This window comes from Paenibacillus xerothermodurans, from assembly GCF_002220865.2.
In the GTDB taxonomy this organism is placed as follows: Bacteria; Bacillota; Bacilli; order Paenibacillales; family NBRC-103111; genus Paenibacillus_S; species Paenibacillus_S xerothermodurans.
On the sequence record NZ_NHRJ02000001.1, the window covers coordinates 343,050 to 368,378 of the forward strand.

General features: G+C 53.1%; 25 protein-coding genes. 1 reads left to right on the forward strand and 24 read right to left on the reverse strand.

Going from position 1 to position 25,329, the window contains the following annotated elements; translation table 11 throughout:
• Positions 1-78: 78 nt before the first annotated feature.
• The 15 genes from CBW46_RS01580 to CBW46_RS01650 all read right to left on the reverse strand — a co-directional run bounded on the left by CBW46_RS01580 (position 79) and on the right by CBW46_RS01650 (position 15,345).
• Entirely contained in the window at positions 79-510 is a 432-nt protein-coding gene (locus CBW46_RS01580) for a DUF350 domain-containing protein (protein WP_089198274.1), read from the reverse strand.
• 66 nt (positions 511-576) lie between these two features.
• A complete protein-coding gene (locus CBW46_RS01585) occupies positions 577-1,824 on the reverse strand; it encodes a glutathionylspermidine synthase family protein (protein WP_089198640.1) in 1,248 nt (415 codons plus the stop codon).
• A gap of 56 nt (positions 1,825-1,880) precedes the next feature.
• Entirely contained in the window at positions 1,881-2,183 is a 303-nt protein-coding gene (locus CBW46_RS01590) for a hypothetical protein (protein WP_089198275.1), read from the reverse strand.
• Between the two features lie 25 nt (positions 2,184-2,208).
• Positions 2,209-2,673, reverse strand: a complete 465-nt coding sequence (locus tag CBW46_RS01595; protein WP_089198276.1) for a hypothetical protein — start codon at positions 2,671-2,673, stop codon at positions 2,209-2,211.
• A gap of 265 nt (positions 2,674-2,938) precedes the next feature.
• Positions 2,939-3,547, reverse strand: coding sequence for an ABC transporter ATP-binding protein (locus CBW46_RS01600; protein ID WP_089198277.1), 609 nt, complete (start codon positions 3,545-3,547; stop codon positions 2,939-2,941).
• On the reverse strand, positions 3,537-4,454 hold the full coding sequence (locus CBW46_RS01605) for an ABC transporter ATP-binding protein (protein ID WP_089198278.1): 918 nt from the start codon (positions 4,452-4,454) through the stop codon (positions 3,537-3,539). Before CBW46_RS01605 ends, CBW46_RS01600 begins: the two co-directional genes overlap by 11 nt.
• A 39-nt stretch (positions 4,455-4,493) precedes the next feature.
• Positions 4,494-5,351, reverse strand: a complete 858-nt coding sequence (locus CBW46_RS01610) for an ABC transporter permease (protein ID WP_243633129.1) — start codon at positions 5,349-5,351, stop codon at positions 4,494-4,496.
• A complete protein-coding gene (locus CBW46_RS01615; protein WP_089198279.1) occupies positions 5,348-6,334 on the reverse strand; it encodes an ABC transporter permease in 987 nt (328 codons plus the stop codon). Before CBW46_RS01615 ends, CBW46_RS01610 begins: the two co-directional genes overlap by 4 nt.
• A 63-nt stretch (positions 6,335-6,397) precedes the next feature.
• Positions 6,398-7,996, reverse strand: coding sequence for an ABC transporter substrate-binding protein (locus CBW46_RS01620; RefSeq protein ID WP_089198280.1), 1,599 nt, complete (start codon positions 7,994-7,996; stop codon positions 6,398-6,400).
• Between the two features lie 188 nt (positions 7,997-8,184).
• Positions 8,185-9,507 (reverse strand): right-handed parallel beta-helix repeat-containing protein, encoded by a 1,323-nt coding sequence (locus CBW46_RS01625; RefSeq protein ID WP_089198281.1) that lies wholly within the window; start codon positions 9,505-9,507, stop codon positions 8,185-8,187.
• Between the two features lie 245 nt (positions 9,508-9,752).
• Positions 9,753-10,040, reverse strand: coding sequence for a stage VI sporulation protein F (locus CBW46_RS01630; RefSeq protein WP_089198282.1), 288 nt, complete (start codon positions 10,038-10,040; stop codon positions 9,753-9,755).
• Between the two features lie 109 nt (positions 10,041-10,149).
• The gene (recG, locus tag CBW46_RS01635) at positions 10,150-12,204 is read right to left on the reverse strand and encodes an ATP-dependent DNA helicase RecG (protein WP_089198283.1); all 2,055 of its coding nucleotides are present in this window, start codon (positions 12,202-12,204) and stop codon (positions 10,150-10,152) included.
• Entirely contained in the window at positions 12,194-13,057 is an 864-nt protein-coding gene (locus CBW46_RS01640) for a DegV family protein (protein WP_089198284.1), read from the reverse strand. The genes recG and CBW46_RS01640 overlap by 11 nt, the downstream gene beginning before the upstream one ends.
• A gap of 38 nt (positions 13,058-13,095) precedes the next feature.
• Positions 13,096-14,898, reverse strand: a complete 1,803-nt coding sequence (locus tag CBW46_RS01645) for a DAK2 domain-containing protein (protein ID WP_243633130.1) — start codon at positions 14,896-14,898, stop codon at positions 13,096-13,098.
• Positions 14,899-14,982: 84 nt separating this feature from the next.
• Positions 14,983-15,345, reverse strand: coding sequence for an Asp23/Gls24 family envelope stress response protein (locus CBW46_RS01650; protein ID WP_089198285.1), 363 nt, complete (start codon positions 15,343-15,345; stop codon positions 14,983-14,985).
• Between the two features lie 245 nt (positions 15,346-15,590).
• Between CBW46_RS01650 and rpmB the strand changes: the two genes are divergently transcribed.
• On the forward strand, positions 15,591-15,779 hold the full coding sequence (gene rpmB, locus CBW46_RS01655) for a 50S ribosomal protein L28 (protein ID WP_089198286.1): 189 nt from the start codon (positions 15,591-15,593) through the stop codon (positions 15,777-15,779).
• A gap of 113 nt (positions 15,780-15,892) precedes the next feature.
• Here rpmB and spoVM read toward each other — a convergent pair whose 3' ends face one another.
• From spoVM to def, 9 genes are all read right to left on the reverse strand, one after another.
• Positions 15,893-15,976, reverse strand: coding sequence for a stage V sporulation protein SpoVM (spoVM, locus tag CBW46_RS01660; protein ID WP_089198287.1), 84 nt, complete (start codon positions 15,974-15,976; stop codon positions 15,893-15,895).
• Between the two features lie 512 nt (positions 15,977-16,488).
• Positions 16,489-17,145, reverse strand: coding sequence for a ribulose-phosphate 3-epimerase (gene rpe / locus CBW46_RS01670; RefSeq protein ID WP_089198289.1), 657 nt, complete (start codon positions 17,143-17,145; stop codon positions 16,489-16,491).
• Position 17,146: 1 nt separating this feature from the next.
• The gene (gene rsgA / locus CBW46_RS01675; RefSeq protein ID WP_089198290.1) at positions 17,147-18,127 is read right to left on the reverse strand and encodes a ribosome small subunit-dependent GTPase A; all 981 of its coding nucleotides are present in this window, start codon (positions 18,125-18,127) and stop codon (positions 17,147-17,149) included.
• Complete coding sequence (gene pknB, locus CBW46_RS01680; protein WP_089198291.1) at positions 18,127-20,343, reverse strand: Stk1 family PASTA domain-containing Ser/Thr kinase; 2,217 nt, start codon at positions 20,341-20,343, stop codon at positions 18,127-18,129. Before pknB ends, rsgA begins: the two co-directional genes overlap by 1 nt.
• Before the next feature lie 6 nt (positions 20,344-20,349).
• A complete protein-coding gene (locus tag CBW46_RS01685; RefSeq protein WP_089198643.1) occupies positions 20,350-21,126 on the reverse strand; it encodes a Stp1/IreP family PP2C-type Ser/Thr phosphatase in 777 nt (258 codons plus the stop codon).
• A gap of 8 nt (positions 21,127-21,134) precedes the next feature.
• Positions 21,135-22,214 carry a dual-specificity RNA methyltransferase RlmN gene (gene rlmN, locus CBW46_RS01690; protein ID WP_089198292.1) on the reverse strand — a complete coding sequence of 360 codons (1,080 nt, stop codon included), beginning with the start codon at positions 22,212-22,214 and terminating at the stop codon, positions 21,135-21,137.
• Positions 22,215-22,308: 94 nt separating this feature from the next.
• Positions 22,309-23,745, reverse strand: coding sequence for a 16S rRNA (cytosine(967)-C(5))-methyltransferase RsmB (rsmB, locus tag CBW46_RS01695; RefSeq protein ID WP_089198293.1), 1,437 nt, complete (start codon positions 23,743-23,745; stop codon positions 22,309-22,311).
• A 33-nt stretch (positions 23,746-23,778) separates the two neighbouring features.
• Positions 23,779-24,732 (reverse strand): methionyl-tRNA formyltransferase, encoded by a 954-nt coding sequence (gene fmt / locus CBW46_RS01700; protein WP_165842169.1) that lies wholly within the window; start codon positions 24,730-24,732, stop codon positions 23,779-23,781.
• Complete coding sequence (gene def / locus CBW46_RS01705) at positions 24,729-25,208, reverse strand: peptide deformylase (protein ID WP_089198294.1); 480 nt, start codon at positions 25,206-25,208, stop codon at positions 24,729-24,731. The genes fmt and def overlap by 4 nt, the downstream gene beginning before the upstream one ends.
• Positions 25,209-25,329: the final 121 nt, after the last annotated feature.

The window sequence follows — 25,329 nt, forward strand, 5'->3', positions numbered from 1 at the left end:
AAAAAGACAAACGACCGCTGCATGGCGGTCGTTTGTTGTTGGTTAATCGAAGTAAGTAAGAGACATTGACGGCGGAAGTTAGTAGCTGATCAACGATGCCATCAAAATGCCGGAAACCACACTTAAGCAGAATGAGAAGAAACCGACGGCGACATTTCCTTTTGGAATTTCATCCAACACCTTGAAAGGGGTGAGCAGTTCGAACAGATAAAACACGAGAATCTGAAAAGCAATACCGAGAAGCCCCCAAATAAGCAAATCGATAAGTCCTAACGAATGAAACACAGCCGAGGCCAGCACCAGCACCTGCCCAAATATTTTTCCGCCCAAATCATAAGCTGCGGCACGGGCCGCCCTGACTTTAACCGGGTCCTCGGCACTACCGTCGCGGATTAACTTAAATTCGCTGTACGGCGTGGTGAAGATGAAAAATAAAATACCGACGCCGAGCAGCGGTACCGTCACCCCCACATAAATCAAAAAATTGACAATCGAGCTCCACTGCGACACTCCGTCTTCCTCCCTCTTTTTGCTCGGTGACCCAAGCGTGTCTTTTGCTTGAACTTATGGCATTACCTAGGCGAATCCCACTGGCAAATAGTAAGATAGATTGCTTGTGATATGCCCGCCCACCCGCGGGATGACGGCGGACGGCCTGCCGCCGATGACAAAGCAGCCCCATAGCAGGCGTCCGTTCACCGGTCCCTTCAAAGTTTCCACCTCAACGGCAGGAAGCTCTGTGTACCGCTGATAGATCATTGGCTGCTCTATGTACTCATGCTCGCTGCTCTGGTCCAGCGTCGTTCCATCCGCATTATAAATGGTGACCCCGCTTCCTTCCCGCCCAAAAATCGGCTTCACTACGTAGGCGGAGCTGTTGGCGCCGGCACTGAAGCGGTTTTCCAAATACGTAGGCAGCATATGCCTCTCGATGATACCATGCTCCTCTTCCGAGTAAAATTGCCCAGTCTCATGCAGATTCCAGATGAGTGCCTGCAGCGCTTTGGTCTGGGCCAGAAATCCCGACGGCGGATTAATCAGGGCCAGCTTGTGTTCCGACACAAGGCGAAGCACATGCTCGCCTGTCGGATAACCGTCGTCATCATGGTCCTCGGCCAATTTCTCTAAAGCATGCAGCCGATACAGCAGCTCTACCGGCCGCAGCGATTCCGCTTCATTCATCGCCCATAAACGCTCCCCATGCACTCGCAGCTGTGACAGCGGGGTGAATACCGCGCCCGACACCCCTGAATGCTGCAGCAAATACCGGGTGGTGCCCGCATCCTCCTCATGCCAATCCAGTGCGCTGAAATGGACGGACTCCACGGAGTAGCCTGCTTGGCGGTAAGTGTTGATGGCTTTAGAGAATGCTGCTCCGATCATATCCGTGCACCCACTGTTCGGGTCATCGACGTTATAGGCGTCACATACACGGCCGTTAACGTGGAACGCTTCGACGATACCTGTGGGCGTGTCGCTGTTGAACTCAAGCATTTTTATCTCGCCGCCGCGGACTGAAAAATCAAACCGCCCTATTACCGTCGGCAGCAGTGAGTCGAACCCGACGCGGACAGCACCGAATGACTCCCTCGGCAGCCCCAGCTCCGCCAGCAGAGCTTCATCAGCGTCCCTCAAAATTCTCACAGTGCGAGCGTAAATGCCCGTCAACCCTTCCGCCGCTTGCAGCATTCGATGGTGCAGCTCCCGATCCATGCGATGAAGACCTGCCAGCGCGTACTCTTCACCATACATGCAATCCCAAGTAAATACTCCTTCCCGCCGAAGCGGTCCATAAATGGCCTCTCGCCGTTCTGCGTAGCACATTTCACATGACCCTCCGGCCGCTTGTTTCCATGGCACCAGTCCGCCTCCTCCAATCTCTAGCTTGAGCTTGATTTACTGCCGCTCCCGATGCCACCGTGTGGGGCAGAACCGCGTGAAATACCGGATGAATCGAACGAACCGCTGGAAGGCTTAGCGTTGGAGATGGAGGATCCCCCGCCATAATATCTATACGACGACGAGCTGCTTCCGCTCCCGCTATTATCACAGTAACCGTCCTGATTCGCATCTACGCAATCGGTGTTAGCCTGTTTGCTGGAGCAACCAGGCGCAACTATCAGTGCAGTGGCCACGAACAGGGACACCACTTTATTGGTTGTAATATGCTTTTTTTGTTCCAAATCGTCTTCCTCCTATCCGTGCTGCCTACAAGGATGCGGCGTTATCCGCCACCACAGCGTAAAAGACATACGTTTCACGGTCCTCATCAATTTCCGTGGATGTGCGGTACCATTCCTGCCTGTCAACATACAAGTAATTCGCTTGCAAATACAGCATCGCTTCCAGACTGTCGCGGAAGGTGTACGTCTGTACCAAACGATAATCCGCGCCGAAGTCCTTAAATTCACGCAGTTCCATATGCAGGCCCTTCGGCAGCCTGGAATCCGGCTTTTGCCAATGCATGACGCGCTCGTCCTCAGCCGGCTGAACATAAATCACGTAACAGTCATCCTCTACAGCACAGGATGTTTTCTCATACACGGTGCCGTTTTTAACGTAGTAATCACATGCAAACCGCAGCGCCACTTCATCCCGAGCGATGCGGTTGTAATAATACAGCAGCGGATACTCGCCGCTTTCCTTGTACAAGCGATATTCTAAACTTTCCACCGTCAAAGCTCCTCTCCGCCAGTACACGACCGTTATTTCCTTTTTATTGGTATATAAAAGTCGTAATGTAATACGCTGCGAGCTCAAAAAAGGTTTGCAGGCCATAATACCCATTTTTCTAGCTGCATCAAATTGGAACTATGCACCCGTGACGCAATAGCGGCTATCTGCGCTGCAAGCCACAAACCCAGCCACAGCTGTGGCTGGGTCGCACATGAATATATGTGTCTGCCTTGCGTGGACCAAATTACACCTGTCCGGCGGTTTACGGTATGTCCGGAGTGAAACTCAGCACTCTGCTGCATACCCGTTCGAGGAGATAGCGTTCGTGGCTGATCACAAGTACTCCCATGTTCCTCTGCTTTGCGATGTTTAATAGTGCATGCCAAAGCTGCGCTTGTGTGATCGCGTCCAGCATGGTTGTCATTTCATCTGCGATCAGGAAGCGGGTATCGGGGCCTAAAGCTCGGACCACGCAAACCCGCTGAAGCTCCCCGCCCGATAATTCATTCGGCCATCTGTCGAGCCAACTGGCTTCAATGCCGAACGCAGCAAGCAACGCGTGATCCGGCGCATAACCCTCCCTCAAAGTACGCCGCATGGTCCACCGCGGATTCACTGCCTTCTCCGGATGCTGGAGCACGAGTTGGACCGGATGATATCCCTTTGTCGGAAGCGGCATGCCGTCTAACGTGACACGCCCTTCGACTGGCTGCGAGTAACCAGCGAGCAGCCGTCCCAGGGTTGACTTGCCGCAGCCGCTCGGCCCGACGAGTCCAACGACTTCGCCTGCCTCCAATTCGATATCCATGCCCCGAAACAACCATTCACCCTTTCCGTAGTGATACGCTAAGCCGCTCCCTTTAAGACGCATGAATGCACCTCACCAAACCCCCGCGCAGTTCTCTTGCCTCCGGCTTTGCTGTGGAACAATCCGCGGTCGCTGATAGACACCGGGGCGCGAAGGCACAGCCTGTATGCGCCGCACCGTAGCGCGGCTGTGCACCGGGGATCGGGATGAACCCATTTTGTGGTAATGCTTGCCATAGCGCTCTAGTGTAAGGATGCCGAAGCCGGTCACCTTCGTTAGTAAATTCCTCAGACCTGGCGACCTCCACGGTAACGCCCGCATACATAACTGCGACACGGTCGGCAACGGTTAGAGCCGATGCGATGTCGTGCGTGATCAGCATCACGCCACACCCTTGGTCGGCCAGCTCTCGGAATCGTCCCAAGGCTGCCTTGATCACCGCAGGATCTAAGCCCGGAGTCGGCTCATCGGCGATCACCAGCCGTGCACCGCTGATCGAAGCCGTAGAAACGAGCACACGTCGTGCCATCCCCCCGGACAGTTGAAACGGAAAAAACCGTTCCACCGCTTTGGCTAGCCGGTAACGGGCGAAAATCTGCCGTTGAGCAGCTGCTGCGTCACCGCTTTTTACCGCATACCGCACCTGCTGTCCTACCCTCATCAGCGGGTCCAAGTATTGCACGGATTGCGGGACCAGTGCAATTTCACGCCCTCGCAGCTCGGCCTGTCTGGCGGGCGTAAGCTCGACTCCATCGAAGAACATTCTGCCCGAGAACCGCGCATTTGCCGGAAGAATACCGAGTATGGCGTGCGCCAGCACACTTTTTCCTGATCCGCTCGAGCCAAGAACCGCGACAACTTCGCCTGCGTTGACATTAAGCTGCAGCCCGTGAATCACTTGCATCGTGCTGCGTCGAAGTGCGCTGCTGTAGTGCATGAATTCAACCGATAAACCGTCTATCACCAACATCTATAGTTGCCCTCCTGTACCTGGTTGTTAGCAGTTGCGCTATTCGTGTGCACGGCGTGGATCGACGAGCAGCCGGAGATGCTCGCCAAGGCGCCCGAAGCATCTTACCAGCAGCAGTAAACAAAGTCCCGGAAACAGGGCGAGCCACCACATTCCTGTCGACAGATAGCGCATAGACTCGGATAAAATAATACCGATAGCGGGCTCGTGAGGTGACAGCCCCATGCCAACAAAAGTAACGGCAGCCTCATGCAGAATGGCGTGCGGGATAATAAGCATCAGCCCGACAAGCAGCTGTGGCGCGAGATGCGGCAAAATGTGGCGCGTGCCGATCCAAAAACGCGATTTTCCCAATCGGCGGGAGACTTGCACGAATTCGGCTGAACGCAGATGCAGCACTTCAGCTCTAATAAGCCTGGAGAGACTCGGCCAATGAGTCAGCGCGACTCCGACGATAACGCCTTTTGCGCCACCACCAAGCACGAACGCGATTAAAATTAAGGTCACCAGATGGGGAACGCTCAGGAATAAGTCAATGCACCACGTGATGATGCGGTCCGCCAAACTGCCCATGGTCGCTGCGAGTAATCCCAATACGGCGGCGATCATGGCACTTACCGCGCCGGCCAGGATTCCTACCTTCAAGCTCAACACCAGACCCTTGAGCGTTCTCGTCAGCATATCACGGCCCAGCCAATCCGTGCCGAACGGGTGCTGCAGCGATGGCGGAAGATTGCGGAGTGCAAGCTGGGTGGCAAGATTGTCCGGGCTGAGCAGCGCCGCACCTGCCCAGGCAGCAATCAGCGCCAGCCCGGCAGCGCTTGCAGATAACCACATCCGATGCCTGCCGTACAACTGGGCCGTAATAAACGGATGTGGTCGGGGCGTTCGGCTCATAGCGTTCTTCCTTCCCTGATTCTCGGATCGATCAAGCGATACGTCAGCTCAGCCAACAAATTTCCGGTGAAGACAAATAATGTGCTGAACAGCACAATGCCCAGCAGCAGAGGAACATCCCCACGAAGTCCGGCATCTACGGTAGCTTGTCCCAACCCAGGATAAGAAAACACCTGCTCCGCCAAAACGGCGCCGCCGAACAGTTCACTGAAGGATGTGAACTGCAGCGTGATCGCCGGGAGCGCCACATTACGCAGCCCATGCCGCCAGAACAATGTAAACCCCCGCTCGCCCTGCGCCCGGGCAAAGAGCACGTAGTCGCTGTGAAGAACGTCTATCAGCTTTTGCCGGGTGTGCATGGCGATCCCCGAGATCCCCACGATGCTCAAAGTAACAGCGGGCAGTATCATATGATAAATACGATCTAACAATGTGACATCCTCCGCGAGCACACCGGCAGGTACGCCGAGACCGAGAGGAAACCATCCAAGCCACACGGCAAAAACCAACAGCATTATGAGACCAAGCCAGAAAGTCGGCGTGGATGCCAATGTATAGCAATACCATTGAATGAGCTTATCGATCCATGTATCCTTTCTCATGGCAGCCAGCACACCCACACTGAAACCGACGACGCCCGACAAAGTCCACGCGGTGATCATCAGCATGGCGGAGCTCAAAGCCCGCTCCTCAATGACGTCCGCAACAGGGCGGCGAAAAATCATGGAAGTTCCCAGATCAGCGTGCGCGAGTGCGGATATCCAGCTGGCATATTGCTCGACGGCCGGCCGGTCCAGCCCCCAGTATGCGGAAATCGCCTCTCGCTGCTCCTGGCTGAGCCTGATCATGTCAGCGCCTACATACGCTTGAACCGGATCGATCGGAGAAAAGTGGACCAGCGCGAACGAGATCGCGCTCACCGCCAACAACATAAGTGTCAATCTGACACCTTTCTGCCACAGAAAAAGCAGCGTTCGCCGCATCCAATCTCTCCTCCCCCGCTGCGAGCTTGGACCGTACGGACCAGCCTCAGCATGATCCGTCAGTTAATGCCTCCAGCGCCACTCTTCTATATTGTCCGTTACCGGCCAACCGTGGCCGTGCGGATGAATTTTTTGCTTCCCGATATGTAAACCGTCCTTGACCAAGTACAGATGATCCAGGTTGACCAACCAAGCCCATGGAGCATCTCCTTTGGCTGCGACTCCTGTCTGACCGTCCCACTGGGCTTTTTGCCAAAATTCCATAGCATCTTGTTCGTTAGTTGCACGCAGAGCCCTGGTCATGTAGTCGTCCACGATCGGATTGCTGTAAAAGCCCGCGTTATTGTAATCCACGCCGCTCAATTTGCTGCTGTATACGTTATATATCTCCAGGGGATCGTGGCTTCCCCACCCGAACATCACTGCGTTCGCATGCATCTGCTTGTTGATGTCGTCCCAGCTCTTTCCTTCTACGATCACATTAACGCCCAGCGGTTTGATCATGTCCGCTGCGGCAATGGCCAGCGACTGGCGGGTGACGTCACTCGCGGGATAGATCAATTTGAACTCGGCCTTCACCGTCCCCTTTTCCAATATACCGTCTGCATTGTTATCCTTCCAGCCAGCCTCCGCGAGCAGCTTTTTTGCGCCGTCTATATCAGCATCAATGACGATCGCCTCCGGATTAAACCATGGCAATCCATCATTGACAGTGTACGCTGGCGTGCCATAGCCTTCCAATACACCTTGTACCAACGCTTTCCGGTCCAATGCGATATTAATCGCTTGCCGAATCGACAGCTCGGAGGTCACATCATTTCCGACCGGATCCCCGTCCTTTGTTTTGCCGCCGGGCTTCACGTAAGGAAACATAATGCCCCGGTTGTCTACCGTATGTATGGCTTCCAGCCTCATGCCGGACACCGGCTGTTTGCTGAATGCCGCCGGCACTGCAGCAACGTCCACCTTGCCCGCTCGCGCCGCAGCAAAGGCAGCATCTTCGCTGAGAAAGAGAAAGGTCATCTTTTGAAAATAAGGCTTAGTGCCGTAGTAATCGGGATTCGCCTGAACGATCAGCTGCTGCCCCTTATCCCACTGTATAAGCTTGAAAGGGCCGGATCCCACGGGCTTGTTCGCATAGTCCTGGCGATGAGCGTGTTTGGGCACAATTCCCGTTGCCACCAACATTTGAATGAACGTGGATCTTGGCTCTAACAAGGTAAACTTCACCGTGTAGTCATCAGCCGCCTCCACTCGTTCCATGTAACTCAGATCTATGGCTGACCCGCTATTGGCGGCTGTGTCAAAGGTGTATTTGACGTCAGCAGCAGTGAGGGGCTGGTCGTCGGTGAATTTCACATCTTTGCGCAGTGTTACGGTCCACACCAATCCGTCTGAGCTGACGTCATAGCCCGTGGCAAGATCGTTGACGATCTGCAGTGCGCTGTCGCGTTTCAGGAGTGTGCTTTGAAACAGAGGCGATCCATAGCGGCCCCAGCCGGTGGTAGGATCAAAACCTGCTTCAGGTTCCGGGCCCAAAGCGAGCACAAGCTCATTCGTATGAGCGTTGGATGGTTCCTTTGATGTCTGAGAACAGGCGGCTAGCAGTAGGCCGAAAATGATAGCGAATACAAAGGGCACTCGCAAAGAATGCTTCAACATCGCTCACTCCAATCCATTTTTCTTGCAGCTGAAACAACCTTGTAATTAATGACCTATGTAAGCGTTACAAGTAGCACGAAACACAAAAATGGTAACACACTTCTTTTTTAAAGTCACTAGGTTTTGTTCAATAAAAAATCACGATCCCACTTGCGCAGGACGGTGCTCGAAAGACTTACATAGTGTATTCAAAAACCTGTCATTGCGGTGTCCGTGCCGCTATCTTGTAAACCAACCGCATTATCGAACCCCGTATTACCAAACACAACACTGCCTTGGCAGCGGGGGGAGCCGATCCTGACGCCTGAGCCATGACATTGTATCAAAGTGTTGCCCGTCACAATGTTCTGTTTCGCGTAGGACCAGCTGTCCTCGCCGATTGCGTCGACCAGCACGCCCGTATCCACTCGGCGCACATCGTTATGCTTCACTGTATTGGCATCGCCGTTTAGTATGGCAATTCCCCTCAACGTCTGGTTCACCGTGTTCCCCGTCACAGTATTGCCGTACGGCCTATCTTCACCTGCCTTTTCCTCTGCATCCAACAAGATTCCCGCGGAACGTGAGCGAGCGATCACATTAGCCGTCACGGTGGTAAAACTGCAGCGATCCTTCAGCCTGATGCCGTAGGTGCAGCTGGTTTCCGTGTCGCCCAAACCGTCGGCTGAGATCAAATTTCCTTGAATCAGATGATGGGAGCATGCCACAAGTTTTGACGCGACAAGAATAGCCGCTTCCTTGCAGCTTTCCAGCACATTATTTGCCACTATGGTATAGGCGGAGCCGGCCGTTAACAAAATGCCATGTTTATATACATTTTTGAAATGGTTCGTTTGTATCTTATGGCTGCTTCCGCCTTCCACCATCACGCCATACCCTTCGTGAGCCCCGTCAGTGCCTAATATGAAATAAAATAAACAGCCTGTGACGCTGACATGCTTGGACCTTATCAGCTGAATGCCATTGTTAATTTTGTCAAACATACAATTGCTAATCCGCACATACTCAGCTTCTGCCGCGTAAACGCCACACTCCACCACGGGGACGGGTGATGCTGAGCCAGCACCCATGCCTTCGAAGGTAAGGCCCTGTATCGAGTAATGAGTCACATCCGCCCCGCTGATCACCATTCGCAAATTCGCGCTGCCGGCTTTCAACACTGCCGCGTGTATCCCGGCCCCAAGCAGATGGACCTTAGGCCGCATGACGAGACTGGATCGAATCACATATTTTCCGGGCGGTATGTACACGGTCCCTCCGCTTTCGGCAGCCGCATTAATGGCGGACTGAATGAACGGCGTATCATCGTCCGAACGTTTGTTGCCCGCTCCGAAATCTTTGACGTTAAACCAAGCGCTCGTGTCCGTTTGCAGAACAGGTTCAGCCGCCTGAGCCTGAACGGGTAATCCGACGCCCGCCGCTAGCAGCACGCCTGCAGCTCCCATGGACGCCAGCAGCTGTCTCCGGGTGTTTGGTTTACCCGCTTCTGTATTTGGTTCCAGTGGTAACAAAGGTGGTAACCCCCTTAAAAACTAGTAAATTATGTATTATTTAATTTCATAGCCTCAGTATAAATGCAAAAGCGGCACGCAGCAATCCGATCAAGCAAAAAAAGACGCCATAAAGCGGCGTCTGTAAAGAAAAAACAGGACCTGACTGCCTGCCTGTCTCCCCGTATCGTTTTCCATGCCGTGTTGCGCCAGCCTCCAGTGACCGCTGTTAATTCCGAACCATATTGCGAGTACATGAGCAAGCTTTACCGGAACATTCCCCATAGCTTTATTAAATGGAATGTGTTGTTCGGATCGATTTTTTGGGCAATAACGAAATTGACCATATGATCGACCTGACGATCTGTCAAGCGTTCACCCAGCGCTTTGCCAATCATGCCCACAAAACGGCGCACCTTGGCCCGGTCCTGCAAATCGTACTTTGTGACACCCTGCAGTATCATTTTTACTCGCTCTTTGATCTCCGGGTTTTTGATCTTCATCTTAACGCGTTCAACAAAAGCCGGTTCAAATCCGTATTTATGATAGCTCATACCGCCAGCACCCCTTGCCTTGTGTTATGGGAAGTCACTCACACTCAGTTTATGATAGGGGGCTCGGACATGTGTCTGGAAAAGCAGGATGCGACATTATAAAACGGTGTCAGTCCAGCAGCTCATTTTGAAACACGTCCTCTCGCTGCAAATACTCCCGCAGCGGGCTGTACACGGCAGCCGTCCAAAAGTCAGGCCGACGCACGAATTCCGCAGCATCGTCGCGCGCTTGTTCCATGGTGGCGAAGTCGGCCGCCAGGTCTGCCAGCCGAAAGTCCGGCAGCCCGCTTTGCTTCGTTCCGAAGAAGTCACCCGGTCCTCGGAGCTCCAAGTCACGGCGTGCAATCTCGAATCCATCGTTCGTGTCGGTCATCGCCTGCATCCGCTGCTTGCCCACCTCGTTCTTAGGATCGGCGAGGAGTACGCAGTAAGATTGGTGCTCGCCGCGGCCGACTCGTCCGCGCAGCTGATGCAGCTGGGACAGTCCGAAGCGATGAGCGTCGTAGACAACCATTAACGTGGCATTCGGCACGTCCACGCCCACCTCAATGACGGTGGTCGACACCAGCACGTGTGTCTGATTTTCACTGAAGCTGCGCATAGCCGCATCTTTCTCGGCGGCAGCCATGCGCCCATGCAGCAGTCCCACCCTATACTCGGGAAAAGCGAACTGCAGCTGGGCATGCACATCGATAGCGTTCTGCACATCCAGCTTCTCCGATTCATCTATCAGAGGACATATGACATAAGCCTGTCGGCCTGAAGCTACTTCTCGCCTGATGAAACCAATCACCCTGTCAAGCTTGTCATGACTCACGGCGTACGTCTTGATCGGCTTGCGCCCCTTTGGCAGCTCGCTCAAAGTGGAGACGTCCATATCGCCGAATGCGGTAATCGCTAGCGTGCGAGGGATCGGCGTTGCAGTCATAGTCAGCACATCGGGATTCATTCCCTTGCGCCGCAAAATACTGCGCTGATTCACTCCGAACCGATGCTGCTCATCAGTGACGACGAGACCCAATTGCCGGAAATAAACATCCTCCTGTATCAACGCATGCGTGCCAACCACAACGTCGATCATGCCCATTTGCAGCGACGCCAATACATCCCGCCTCTGGCGATCCGTGAGACTGCCGGTCAACAAAGCCACCTCAATGCCGTAGGGCTCAAACAGCTTGCTGAGCGAGCGCTTATGCTGTTCTGCCAAGATCTCCGTCGGTACCATCAAAGCTCCCTGGAAGCCCGCTTTGACGACAGCAAACAACGAAGCGGCAGCCACAACCGTTTTGCCGGCACCGACATCGCCCTGCAGCAGGCGATTCATGCAGAAAGGCTGCTGCAAATCATGCAGGATCTCGGCGAGTACCTGCTTCTGGGAGGTCGTCAGCTTGAACGGCAGCGCGCGCACAAAAGCTCTGACCGCCGGCAGATCCAGCTGATGCGCAACTCCATCAGCGCGATCATGGTTGATCGCACGGTAGGCCTGCATTTTGAGCTGGAACATGAACAGCTCCTCATACACCATACGTTTGCGGGCCTGCAGCCCTTCCGCCAGTGAGCCAGGCTGATGCAGCAGCGTGACTGCCTGCTTACGGGGCATCAAATTGTATTTGTCGAGGAGCTCATGTGGCAGAATTTCAGGAATGAGATGGCCGTACTGGGTGACTGCCTGCTTCATCGTTTGGCGCATCCATTTTTGCGGAAGTGTCCCAGTGACAGAATAAACAGGCTGCAGTGTACCTGTTTGCGAGGTCCCCTTTCCCGGGAATTCGGACTCCGAAACGGTGAGATGCAGCCTTTTTTGATCCCATTTGCCGGTCAGCACAATCTCAGCATCCGCCTGCAGCTGAGGCTTCAAGTAATGACGGTTAAACCAGACGGCGGTGATGAACAGCGAATCAACCATAATTTTGCAGGTCATCCGGGATTTGATACGTCCATACATCTGCACCTGCGGTACTCCGACGATCTTACCTTGAACTGTGATTTTATCACCGTCTTTAACTTCCGTCAGATCCCGCAGTGTGTAATCCTCGTAGCGAAAAGGATAGTAGTCCAGCAGCTCACCGACCGACGAAATGCCCAGTGCCAACAGCTCGTCCGGCTTTTTGCCTTTGATCCCGTGAACCTGTTTCACCGGTATACTGTACAGATCAACCGCCATGCTGCACCGGCACCATAAACACAGCCACAGCTCCAGGTCCCGTATGAGTGCCTATCACTGGGCCGATAGATGTGTATGTCAAATCTTCGACTGTGAAATTCTGCCGGACGTGCTCCGCTAGCTCTTCCGCAATTGGCATGGCTTGAGCATGCGCGACAGCTACATGCATCGCCATATCACCGACATCCTGCTTAAGAAGTTCGATAATGCGAGCCATCGCCTTCTTCTGACCTCTGACCTTGTCCACCGAGCACACGACGCCCTCTTCGGACATGGACAAAATGGGCTTGATATTCAGCAGCGAGCCGACCAGTGCCGCCGCTTTACCGATCCGTCCGCCTTTTTGCAAAAACTCCAAAGTATCGACCAAAAAATACAGCCTCAGCTCACGTCTCATCTTTTCCACTAGAGCGACAATCTCTTCCGCGCTCTTGCCCTGCTGTGCGGCTCTCGCGGCCTCCACAACTAATATGCCATGGCCATAGGACGCAGTCTTCGAGTCCAACACAGTTAAATCCACGCTTTCTTCCAGCATCGATTTCGCTAAAAGTGCCGACTGGTATGTTCCACTCAACCCGCCAGAGAGATGAATCGATATGATAGGAGCGTCCGATTCCCCAGCCAGCCGCTGAAAAATCTCCAGATACTCGACCGGTGACGGCTGTGAAGTCGTCGGCAGTGTTTGCGCGGCAGCCAGCTTCTCAAAGAATTGCGCAGGTTGAAGATCTAATGCATCCCGGTATGTGTCGGTACCGAAATGTACTTTTAGAGGAATCATCTCTATCCCGAGCGACTGCCTCAATTCAACCGGTATATCCGCCGTGCTGTCCGTTACAATGCGTATTCGGCTCAAACCGACTAACCCCCGTTCTTAAAAACCATAATGTTCTTTTATTCTGCAGAAACAATATAATAATACAAAGGTTGGCCACCCTGATGGACTTCCACTTCGGCATCACCGTAATGTTCTTCCATATATTTCACCAACTGTTCTGTTTGCTCATGTTGGGCCTCTTCACCTGCGTACAATGTGACCAGTTCAGCGCCATCCTGGAGCAGGCTGTCCAACAGCTTCGTGCAGGCCGAAATGAAATCCGGGTCCGCCGTAACAATCTTATTATTATGAATGCCTATATAATCTCCTTGCTTGATCTCCATATCATCAATCTGAGTATCTCGCACCGCATAGGTGATCTGTCCGGACTGCACCTGTGTAACCGCCTGCTGCATCAGCTCGACATTGTGCTCGGTCGCCGCATTCGCCTGAAAAGCAATCATCGCGGCAATTCCTTGCGGTAACGTTTTAGTTGGGATCACCACGATTTGCTTGTCATCGACAAGCTCCACTGCCTGCTGAGCGGCCAGTATGATATTCGAATTGTTAGGCAGTACAAACACGGTACGCGCAGAAACCCGATGCACCGCATTCACTATGTCTTCCGTGCTGGGATTCATGGTTTGGCCGCCGTGCAGCACCTCGTCCACACCAAGACTGCTTAAAATCGACGCAAATCCCGCGCCTGCCGAAACCGCAACGAAACCGTACTGTTTCAACGCTTCGGCCTTTTGATCGACAGACACTTCATCTGTGTCATCCACAGGGACTGCTCCGTCATCACTCATGAAGGCAGCCTTATGAATCTCTTCGGCCTCTTCCATGAGAAGATGGGTGTGTTGGTCACGCATGTTTTCTATTTTAATTCGGCTCAACTCGCCATAGTTCATCGCCAGGTTCATCACGCTTCCCGGATACTCGGCATGAATGTGAACTTTGACTAAATCGTCATCCGCAACCACTAACAGGGAATTCCCCAATGCTGACAGCTGCTCACGGAATTCCTGCTCATGAAACGGTTTGTTCTGGGCGTTTCGCCCGTTCAGAGAAACAATAAATTCGGTGCAGTAACCAAATTCAATATCTTCCGTTGACAGCATGGCTTGGGCACGTTTTGGCTGATCGGCCTTAGCCAACCTATTAGCATGCGGCGCGGCATTTGGGATATAAGGGTCGCCCAATGCTTCTCTTGCCCCTGCTGTCGCGACTAGGCGATTACCAGCATGTGCATCCGAGTCCTGCTCCAGCGCACGCAAAAAGCCTTCATATATAAACAACAGCCCTTGCCCTCCCGCGTCGACTACTCCGACCTGTTTGAGAACCGCCAGCAGCTCCGGGGTATTGGACAAGGCAGTGTTACCCTTTTTACATATCTCTCTCATCAATTCCACTATGGCTGTAGTACGGCCAGCCTGATGCACTCCATGTTTCGCTGCTTCCCGGGCAACGGTCAGAATCGTGCCCTCCACAGGCTTCACCACTGCCTTATAGGCCATGTCGACACCATTTTGCAGAGCTGCGGCGAACTGCCGCGCATCGATGGACTCTGCATCGGCTACCGCTTTGGAAAAACCGCGAAACAACTGGGACAGAATGACGCCTGAATTGCCGCGTGCGCCCATCAACAAGCCTTTAGCTAACGCTTCCGCTGATTTGCCAACATACTGCGAGGGACGGCGCCGAAGCTCTTCTACTCCAGAAGTCAAAGTCAGGTTCATGTTGGTGCCTGTGTCACCATCGGGAACAGGAAATACGTTCAGCGCATTGACTTGGTCCACGTTCTCTCTCAAATGCTGCGCTCCCTTTTCCACCATGCGAATAAAATCATTTCCGTTAATACGATCTAGGCGCTTACTCAAAATAAACCATTCCCCTTCCTTCCGTAGAACGAGCCAAGCCGGTCCTCTGCACTGCAGCGGCCGATTAATTCCAATCGCAGGCTTTTACTCAGCCACACGTACACCCTGAACATAGATGTTCACGGCTTCGACCTGCAGCCCCACGACCTCGTTTAAAACGTATTTCACCTTTGTCTGCACATTATGTGCGACAACGGATATTTTGGTGCCATAGCTGACAACGATGTATAGATCAATGACCAGCGCGCCCTGAGCATCCCGATGAATCTCGACCCCCCGGCGCAAGTTGTCACGCCGCAGCAGTTCGGCAATGCCGTCCTTCAGCTGATTGCGCGAAGCCATGCCAACCAGTCCATAACAATCTAACGCAGCCGAGCCTGCCAACAAAGCAATCACTTCATCGGTGACAAATATTTTGCCATATTCCGTAGCCAGTTCAATAGCCATTTTTCTATTGCTCCTTTGATGTAGATTAGAATGGACTAATATTCATTTTACTATATTGGCGGAAAGAAATAAATAATCAGGATGTAAAGGGGCGAAAAACCATCTCATTCCCGTTGACGGCATTCAGACCACTGTGCTATGATATTTGAGTGTGTTTTTGAATAGGCTTTGCTTTCGGAGAGATCGCCTACGACGACCGTAACATAGCAATCAGGTTATCGAGGCTGTTAAGGAGGTGTAACACAATGTCCCGCAAATGTTTTATTACCGGTAAAGGACCAGGTACTGGCCACCACGTATCACACGCTAATAACAAGAACAAACGCTCTTGGGGAGTTAACGTTCAAAAGGTTCGTATTCTTGTGAATGGCAAACCGAAGCGCGTTTATGTAAGCACGAAGGCTTTGAAATCCGGAAAAGTTACCCGTGTTTAATCAATATCCGCCGATAGACAAAAAGCACCTGGCTCAGGTGCTTTTTTTAGTTTGTGCGGCCTTTGGGAGCATACACGTCGCACCACCTGCCGCTTGAAGTGTTCATCTTGTTATTACCCGTTTTTGCTGAATGTGTTAAGCACGGCTTTGACAAATCCGCCTAACAACTTCGGTAATTTGATCGTGTAAAATTTCATTTGTGCTCCTCCTTCGGTTTGCGTGAAATCTCTTGGAACTCTGCTTCTTGGACTGACCGGATGCCCGCGCACCACCCAAGCTTCTGTTCATCAATACTTCATTATATTCTTGTGCCCGCAAAACGTGCCTATCCCATTCGAATCAAGTCCTAAAAACAAAAAAAGGCTACAAAAGCCGGAACTTTTGTAACCATGTTATGCGTGTGCCTGCTGTTGTATGACTCTTTCAGACTGAATCGGTTGGCTTATGTCAAATGTCTGCAGGTAACAAACCTGTACGAATCGCGACAATAACTGCATAAATCAACGCAAACATAAAATAAAGAACCATCGTTGTGACAACAAATGCAATTCTCATGCCACGGGTTTCGTGTCGTTTGAAAAAATGCACGCCAAAGTAGAGCGCTCCGATAGAAAATACATATTTGAATAAGTCCTGTATTTGTGAGAATAACACCAGCAGCACGGCACACATAACACTATACCCTAACACAGTTAGGAATCTCATGCCCTTATTCCCCGCCGCGTAATCGGCGAATAGCTTCTGCACGATCGGGTTGATTGAACACTGCACTTCCGGCGACCAGTACGTTTGCTCCAGCTGCGGTAACGTGGCGTACGGTGTCTGCGTTAATGCCTCCATCCACCTCTACATCTATATGCGTTAACCCCCGCTCATCCAGCATTCGGCGTAATTTGGCGATCTTCGGCAGCATATCGCTGATAAATTGCTGGCCCCCGAAGCCCGGATTCACAGTCATAATCAGCACAACATCCAGATGATCGTTCAATACATGCTCGATACTGGACAATGGTGTCGCAGGATTCAGCACAACACCCGCTTTCACGCCCTGTTCCTTAATGAAGTGAAGCGTCCTGTGCAGATGCCGGCACGCTTCCACATGCACTGATATAATATCCGCTCCAGCCTTAGCGAAGTCAGCAATATATATGTCCGGGTTTTCAATCATTAGGTGGACGTCTAAGGGCAGTTTGGTGTGCGGTCGTATCGCCTCTACGACCAGCGGTCCGATGGTGATGTTAGGCACGAAGTGACCGTCCATCACATCGACATGGATCCAATCGGCACCGCCGAGTTCGACATCGGCGATTTCTGCACCGAGTTGCGAGAAGTCGGCCGACAGTATGGATGGTGCAATTCTGAGCATCTTAGTACCTCCTTTTTCTCTCTTTGATCTCCACTAAGAAATGCAAATAATGGTTGTAACGGGAAGCCGCAATCTTGCCTGATTCCGTGGCCTCTATCACTTTACAGCCCGGCTCATGCTGATGCAGGCAGCCGCGAAATTTGCAAGCTGCGGCAAAAGGCTGAAATTCCCTGAAGCACGCGCTTAACTCCTCCGGCTCTTCGATCTGTGCGAAATCGAGTTGACTGAACCCCGGGGTATCCGCGACAAAACTGCCGTTCTGCAGCCGGATGAGTTCCACATGGCGGGTCGTATGCTTTCCTCTGCCCAGCTTCATGCTGATTTGGTTCGTCTCCAGCTGCAAGCCCGGCACCATGGCATTCAACAAAGATGATTTGCCCACACCGGATTGGCCTGCGAATACGCTGATATGCCCGGCCAGCCGCTCCAGTACGGCGTCAATGCCGATGCCGAGCTTCGCACTGGTGAGCACCACCGGATAACCTATTGATTCGTACTGCTGTACGACACTGTTTATACCCGCTTTGTCTCCGGCTGTGTCGCTGTCGGCGCTGGCTTCAGCTTGCTCTGGTCCCACTGTTTGCTGTTCATGCGTTGTCTTATCGTCCTGAGCAGCTCCATCGAGATCCCGCTTAGTCAAACAAATAAGCACATCCAAGCCTGCGCTTTCAGCGTGAACGAGAAATTTATCCAAAAGCTGTAGATTTAACGCAGGTTCCTGCACAGCGAACACGAGCACAACCAGCTGTACGTTCGCGATTGGCGGCCGGATCAGCTCCGAACTCCGGGGTAATATTGCATCGACGGTGCCTTCTCCGTTTTCAGTCAGCTCATACATCACCCGGTCACCGACCAACGGTGATTCTCCGCGTTTTTTAAAAATGCCTCTCGCCCGGCATTGTACGAGTTGCCTGTTGACGTCTCCGTCGGGCAGCACATAGTAATACCCGCTAAGCGCCTTTGTGATCAGACCCACTGGCATTAATTTGTGCCTCCTGTGCTGGGGTTCTCCGGCTGCCCGTTTGACGGAGCGGGCGATCCGTTCGGAGCCGCCGGTGCGCCGGTGCCCGGAGCGGAGCCGCCGCCCGTTTGATTGGCTGCACCGGCATCAGGGTTACCGTTCGGCGCGCCAGACGTTTGGGTGCTTGCCGGGTCGGTCTCGGATTGCGGGGTAGCCGGTGCATTTGGCGCAGGTGTGCCGCCGACAGAAGCCGGCACCGGATTAAATGGCTTGCCATCTTTGTGAGCTGTGTAATCGTCGTAAGTCACGGTGATCATGTCGGCTACCACATTAGCCTGCTTAATTTGTATCACCGCGCTCTTATTGGGCGACACGACCAGCTTGACATCAACCGTGGTAGGCTTGGTGACCTTTAAAGTTTTATAATCATACGAATCATACGCGGCATCGCTTAATATGATCTTAGCGGCGGTTTCTTTCCCATCCTCTGCCGGTTTGACTGTGACGGGCACTGTCATCTCACCTGCTTCCGGCGGCAGTCCTGATGAAATAATGAGCTTTATCGACTCACCCCGTGCCACCTCGTCGTTATATTGATACGGGAATTGTTTGATCACCTTGCCTTTTGGCTGCTTGTAGCTCGTCTCGGTGGTGATGCCGTCCGGTGCCAGTTTGAGATCGTTCATCGCGATACGTGACCTGGCTGCAGCTTCGGTTAAGCCCACTAAATCAGGCATTTTGAGTGTTTCTCTGCCGTTGCTGACGCCCAGCTTGACCGTGACCGTCGACGGATCGATCTCTTCATTCAAAGCAGGCTCCTGGGAAATCACAGTATCCTTGGGCTCATCGACAAAATCATAATCCGGGATAATCCTGTCCTCAGGGATGCCAAGCGCTGCAAGAGCCGCTTTCGCTTCAGCAAACTTCGTGCCAACAACAGGCGGCATCTGCTTCTTTTCAACGCCGCTGCTGACAACGAGCGTTTCCTCGCCGTTAATGGTCATCTTCATATTCGGATGCCCCTGGCTGATTACCACGTCCTTGGGCACGTCTTTAGAGGGCTGTCGTTCGATCTTGGCACGGAGACCTGCCGCCGCGAGCAGTTGCTCGGCTTCCGCTACCGGTTTATACTGTACCATAGGCACATCAACTTCATGTACTACGAATTTCGCTTTGACCACACCCACCATGTACCACATTACACCGAGTATCAGCAACAAAACAACGATCCACGCGACCGGCTTCGTCCAGCGCTTCTGCTTGGTTGGTAAGTTATCGGCATGCGCCATTGGCTCATCATCTTCATCATCAATCACGGGAGCGCCGTACTGGTCCGGCCTTATTGCCGGTATAATCAAGGTTTTTTCCTCGTCCAGCTCATCGTCGTCCAGGAAATCGATCTTGGCTTCGTTTCGCCGGTGGGGCAGCAAACAGCTATCCAGGTCGTTCAGCATCTGCTTAGCTGAGCGGTAGCGTTCGGAGGGATTTTTGCGCATCGCCTTCAAAATGATATTTTCAACGCTTTGTGGAATCATCGGGTTGACCTTGCGGGGCTCTTCGACTTCCTCCTGCAAATGCTTCAAAGCTACGCTGATGGGGCTTTCACCTAAAAACGGCAGCCTGCCGGTCAGCATTTGATACATCACAATGCCTAGGGAATATAAATCCGATTGCTCTCCTGTTGCAGTGCCTTTGGCATGCTCCGGTGAAAAATAATGAACGGAACCGACGACAGAGCCGGTTTGCGTAATAGTGGACGAAGTGATGGCCCGGGCGATGCCGAAATCTGTTACTTTCGCCCTGCCGTTTCTACCAATCAATATGTTATGAGGCTTAATATCGCGATGAATGATTTGGTTGTGATGGGCATGATCCAGCGCGTCGCAAATTTGGCTGGCAAAATGCACGGCTTCCTCCACCGGAAGCGGTGCCTTTTCTTTGATCAGATCATTTAACGTTGTGCCTTCTATATACTCCATCACAATGTAGTGTATGTCTTCTTCCTGTCCTACATCATAGATGCTGACTACGTTCGAGTGGGATAACGATGCCGCGGCCTGGGCTTCCCGCCTGAACCGCTGTATGAACTCCTCATCGTGCACGTACTGCTGACGCAATACTTTTACGGCAACGTGGCGGTGTAATAAAATATCAAGAGATTTATAGACAATAGCCATGCCGCCGCCGCCTACGCGCTCAAGGATTTCATAACGTCCTCCCAACTGCTTACCTATCATTCATCATCACCTCTTTTCACGATCTGATTGATCGGCCTCACCCACAGCAGCAGCATTGCTGACCAACACTACAGTGACATTGTCATCGCCCCCGGCTTCCAAGGCGGCCTCCACCAGAGCCCCTGCCTTATGCTCAAGCCCGCCGTCAGCAGCAGCGATGCGGTGCAATTCTTCACGGCTGACGAGACCACTCAGCCCGTCGCTGCACAAAAGCAGCATGTCCCCCGGATTCCACGCGACGTCCTGTATGTCAATCTCGATGGCAGCTTCCGTGCCGAGTGCCCGAGTCAAAACGTTGCGCCTCGGATGATGTCCTGCCTCTTCACGGGTGATCTGGCCGCTTTTCACCAGCTCATTCACGAGTGAATGATCCTCCGTCAACTGCTCGATTCCTTCTTCGTTCAAGCGATAAGCACGGCTGTCGCCAATGTGGCCGATGACAACTGATTGTTCATCGGCCAACACGGCGACCACGGTCGTGCCCATGCCACGATAGCTTTCTCTTTCAGCGGCAAACGAGAAAATCTTCTCGTTAGCGTGCTCCACAGCCATTTTTAATCGGCGTTTGCGTTCCTCCATGGAAGCACCCGCCGGAATCGGCTGAAGCTCCGATTGAATAATGTCCGCCGCCATTTGGCTCGCAACATCGCCAGCCTGGTGGCCTCCCATTCCATCGGCTACGATGGCCAGCAGGAAACCGTTCAAATCCTCCTGCACCACCGCCCGATCCTCATTCACCATACGGATTCTTCCGACATCCGTATGACTGGCCGTTTTTATCATGGTTTTCTTCACCTCGCACCCGACTCCATATGCTTCGCACGCAGTTGTCCGCAAGCCGCGGCGATATCGCTGCCCTGCTCCCTGCGTATAGTCGCATTCACTTGATTCTGTTCCAAAATGCGCTGAAACGTGAAAATATCATCCCGCGACGTACGGACATAGTTACGTTCCGACACATAGTTCACCGGGATTAAATTGACGTGTGCCATCGGAAACGATTTCAGCACCTGAGCCAGCTCCTCCGCATGCTCCGGCTGGTCGTTCACGCCGCCCATCAGCGCATACTCAAACGTAATACGCCGGCCAGTCTTGGCTACGTAATACTGGCACGCCTCAATCAAATCGGCGAAGGGAAACCGTCGGTTGACCGGCATCAGCTTCGAACGCAGTTTATCGTTTGGGGCATGGATGGAAATCGCCAAATTAATCTGTGTCTGCTCCTCGGCAAAGCGGTATATATTGGGCACGATCCCGCTCGTCGACACCGTGATATGACGCTGGCCGATATTAAGCCCCTTGGGATGAATCATCACCTTAAGGAACGTCATCATCGCCTCATAGTTTTCAAATGGCTCACCGATTCCCATGATAACAATGCTGCTCACACGTTCCCCGGTCGCATCTAAGAGCTGCTGGGCTTTCACGACCTGCGCGATGATCTCGCCTGGCGTAAGATTGCGTTTCAGCCCGGTTAGTGTCGACGCACAGAACGTGCAGCCGACGCGGCAGCCCACCTGAGTTGTGACGCAAACGCTGTTGCCGTAGTTGTGCTTCATAATAACGGTTTCGATGGCATTTTTGTCGGACAGCTCAAACAAGAACTTCACAGTTCCGTCTTTTGACTCATATTTGGCTACCTCGGTTAGAGTGACGAAATCGAACTCCTGTGCGAGTTTGTCTCGCAGCGTTTTCGGTAGATTGGTCATCTCGTCGAAGCCGGTCACCCGCTTGACATAGAGCCATTCGAAGATTTGTCCGGCACGGAAGCCCGGCTCTCCGTTCGCGGCAATCCACTCCTGCCATTCCTCCAATGTATAATCATAGGCGTACGGCTGCGCTTGTACCGCTGTTTTTTCTGTAATCTCCATACATTATCACAACCTGTTTTATTCTTTTGGTGCGTGGGTAAACAGCTTGCATTTATCACTGCACATGCATTTGATTTTACCATATCCATATCATTTACGCTCGCTTCCTCAGCTTAGCGATGAAAAACCCGTCGGACTGATGCTCATACGGGTAGATCTGCCGGGAATGCTCGCGGTCCCATTCAAACTCCGGGTGGCGTTCCAAGAACTCCAGCACCATCCCTTCGTTCTCACTGTATTCAATTGTGCAGGTGCTATACACAAGAACACCTCCCGGACGGACTAGGGAGTGAACTGTGCGCAACAGCTCTCGCTGGATCGCGCAGATATCGTCCAGATCCCGCTCACGCTTGGTCCACTTCATGTCCGGCTTACGACGGATCACGCCGAGCCCGGAACATGGAGCGTCCAATAAAATGCGGTCGAAGCTGGCCGGTGGAAAACGATTGTGCAGTTCACGCGCATCCATGACAACCGTCCGCACCGATTCCAGCTGCAGCCGGTCCGCCTGCTCACGCACAAGCTTTTCTTTGTGCTCGTAAATGTCACAAGCCCAGAGCTCGCCGCGATCCCCCATTTTTTCAGCCATGTGAGTCGTTTTGCCGCCCGGCGCTGCACAGCAGTCGAGCACCTTCTCTCCCGGCTGCGGATCTACGGTTTCCGCCACCAGCATCGAGCTTTCATCCTGGATCGAGATCATGCCGTTCTCATACCAGGTGGTCAACGCCATGTTGCCGGCGCCTTTGACAATGATACCGGCCGGCGCGAGATCGGAAGGCTCCACCTCCAACCCGGCGTCTGCCAGCACATTTATCAGCTGTTGGCGGCTGTATTTCATTGTGTTCACCCGGACACTCACACGGGGCGGGACATTATTCGCTTCACATATCCGTTCCGTCTGCTCTTCTCCCAACTGGCGTATCCAACGCTGCACGATCCATTCCGGATGAGAATGTGTGAGTGCAATCCGCGTGACCGCAGGCAAATTGGCAGGAATGGTCAGTGTATCTTTTTGCCGGATTACGTTCCGCAGTACACCATTCACCATTCCGGAGATGCCGCGATGTCCCTTTCTCTTGGCGATGTTAACCGCCTCGTTCACAACGGCGTGATCAGGAACCCGGTCCAAATAGTATATCTGATAGAAACTCAAACGCAGCAGACTGCGCACCCAAGGCTCCAGCTTGGCAAGTCCCTTCGAAACAAAACGTGCCAAAAAGTGATCGATCGTGTTCATCCGTTGAATCGTACCGTACACGATTTCTGTAGCTAGACCTGCGTCAAGCTTCTCTAAATTGTACTTTTGTAAAGTCTGGTTGAGCAGCAGGTTGCTGTACGATCGGTCCTGCTCTGTGCGGACAAGCACCTCCAGCGCAGCGTCTCTTGCAGTGCCTCTCTGTTTGCCGTCGCTAGCCTGTCCCTTGCCGCGCCTGACCGCGCCGGCTTCAGCCTTGCGGCTGCCGCCTGTATTACTGCTGCGTCCGTCTGAACCGCCAGCCGTTCTCCTGCCGCCTTCGAAGCTTTCGCTCAAATGCTGTGCCTCCTACCTGTAATGTTTGCAAATTTAGCCGAGCACGGTGCCGACGGTCAACTGGCCCCCGCGCACCAGCTCTGCCGCTGCCATCGCCTTCTTACCGGCCGGCTGCAGACTGGTGATCTTGAGAAGGCCGCTGCCGGTCATCACCTCAATACCTTGCTCTCCCGTGGCGACTACCGTGCCAGCTTCAGGGAGATCTTCTCCTATTGCCGCTTTCATATCGCCGTTTCGCGGCTTCTCACAAGCCCAGACCTTCAACACTTCGCCGTTCCACAGTGTGTAAGCTCCTGGCCGCGGATTCAACCCGCGCACTTGATTCCATATGACCTCAGCCGGCCGATCCCAATGAATGCGCTCCTGTTCGCGGCTTATATTAGGTGAATACACGGCTTGGGAATCATCCTGCGGCACCGCTGTAACGCGCCCCGCCAACAGTTCCGGCAGTGTCCCTCTCAATAGCTCTGCTCCCGCCACACTCAGCTTCTCAAACATGGAGCCGGTGGTGTCCGTATCCTCAATCGGAACCTCCACCCGGCTGATCATATCCCCCGTGTCCAGCCCCTCGGCCATGTACATAATCGTGACGCCCGTCACCTTGTCTCCATTCATAACAGCGTGATGGATCGGCGCTCCGCCACGATATTTCGGCAGCAGCGACGCATGGATATTGATGCAGCCCAGCTTGGGCAGCTCCAGTACCGACTTCGGCAAAATTTGACCATATGCTGTGGTAACGATTAGATCCGGCTGCAAAGCCGCCAGTTCAGCCACCCACTCCGGGCGGCGCAGCCTCTCTGGCTGCAGCACTGGAATTCCGTGCTTCTCCGCCTCTATTTTAACCGGCGTGGGGGTCATTATCCGCTTACGGCCGACAGGCCGGTCAGGCTGTGTGACCACTGCCACTACCTGCACACCGCTATCCAACAAAACCCGCAAAGAAGGCACGGCGAAATCCGGCGTGCCCATAAACACCACTCTCATGCTTCACCACCCTGCGGTTCCAGCCGATATACGTTTTCCGCGAGATCGGTGTATAGAACCCCATTCAGATGATCCACTTCGTGCAAAATGCAGCGCGCCAGCAAATCCGTCCCTTCGATAACGATCTCGTTGCCGTCCCGGTCCAGTCCTTTGACTTTCACACGTTGAGCCCGTTTCACGTCACCGTTCAAGCCCGGGATGCTTAAGCAGCCCTCAGGGCCGAGCTGCTCGCCCTCCTGTTCGATAACCTCAGGGTTGATCAGCTCGATTAAGCCATGCTCATCACCCACGTCCATCACAATGACCCGCTTCAATATACCGATCTGCGGCGCCGCAAGCCCTACACCCTCGGCGTCATACATCGTATCCGCCATATCGTTAAGCAGCTTGTGGAGATTGGCATTGATTTTCGTAACAGGCTTGCTCACCTCGCGTAGCACGGGATCAGGATCTTTCACTATGATTCTAATTGCCATGATCTGCAACAACCTTTCTGATGAGGGAAATGACTAGAAATGAAACGGTACTACGATAAAACCTTTATGACAAAGCACAATGTTCACTTATTTTTCCAATCAACTATATGCAAGTGACCGG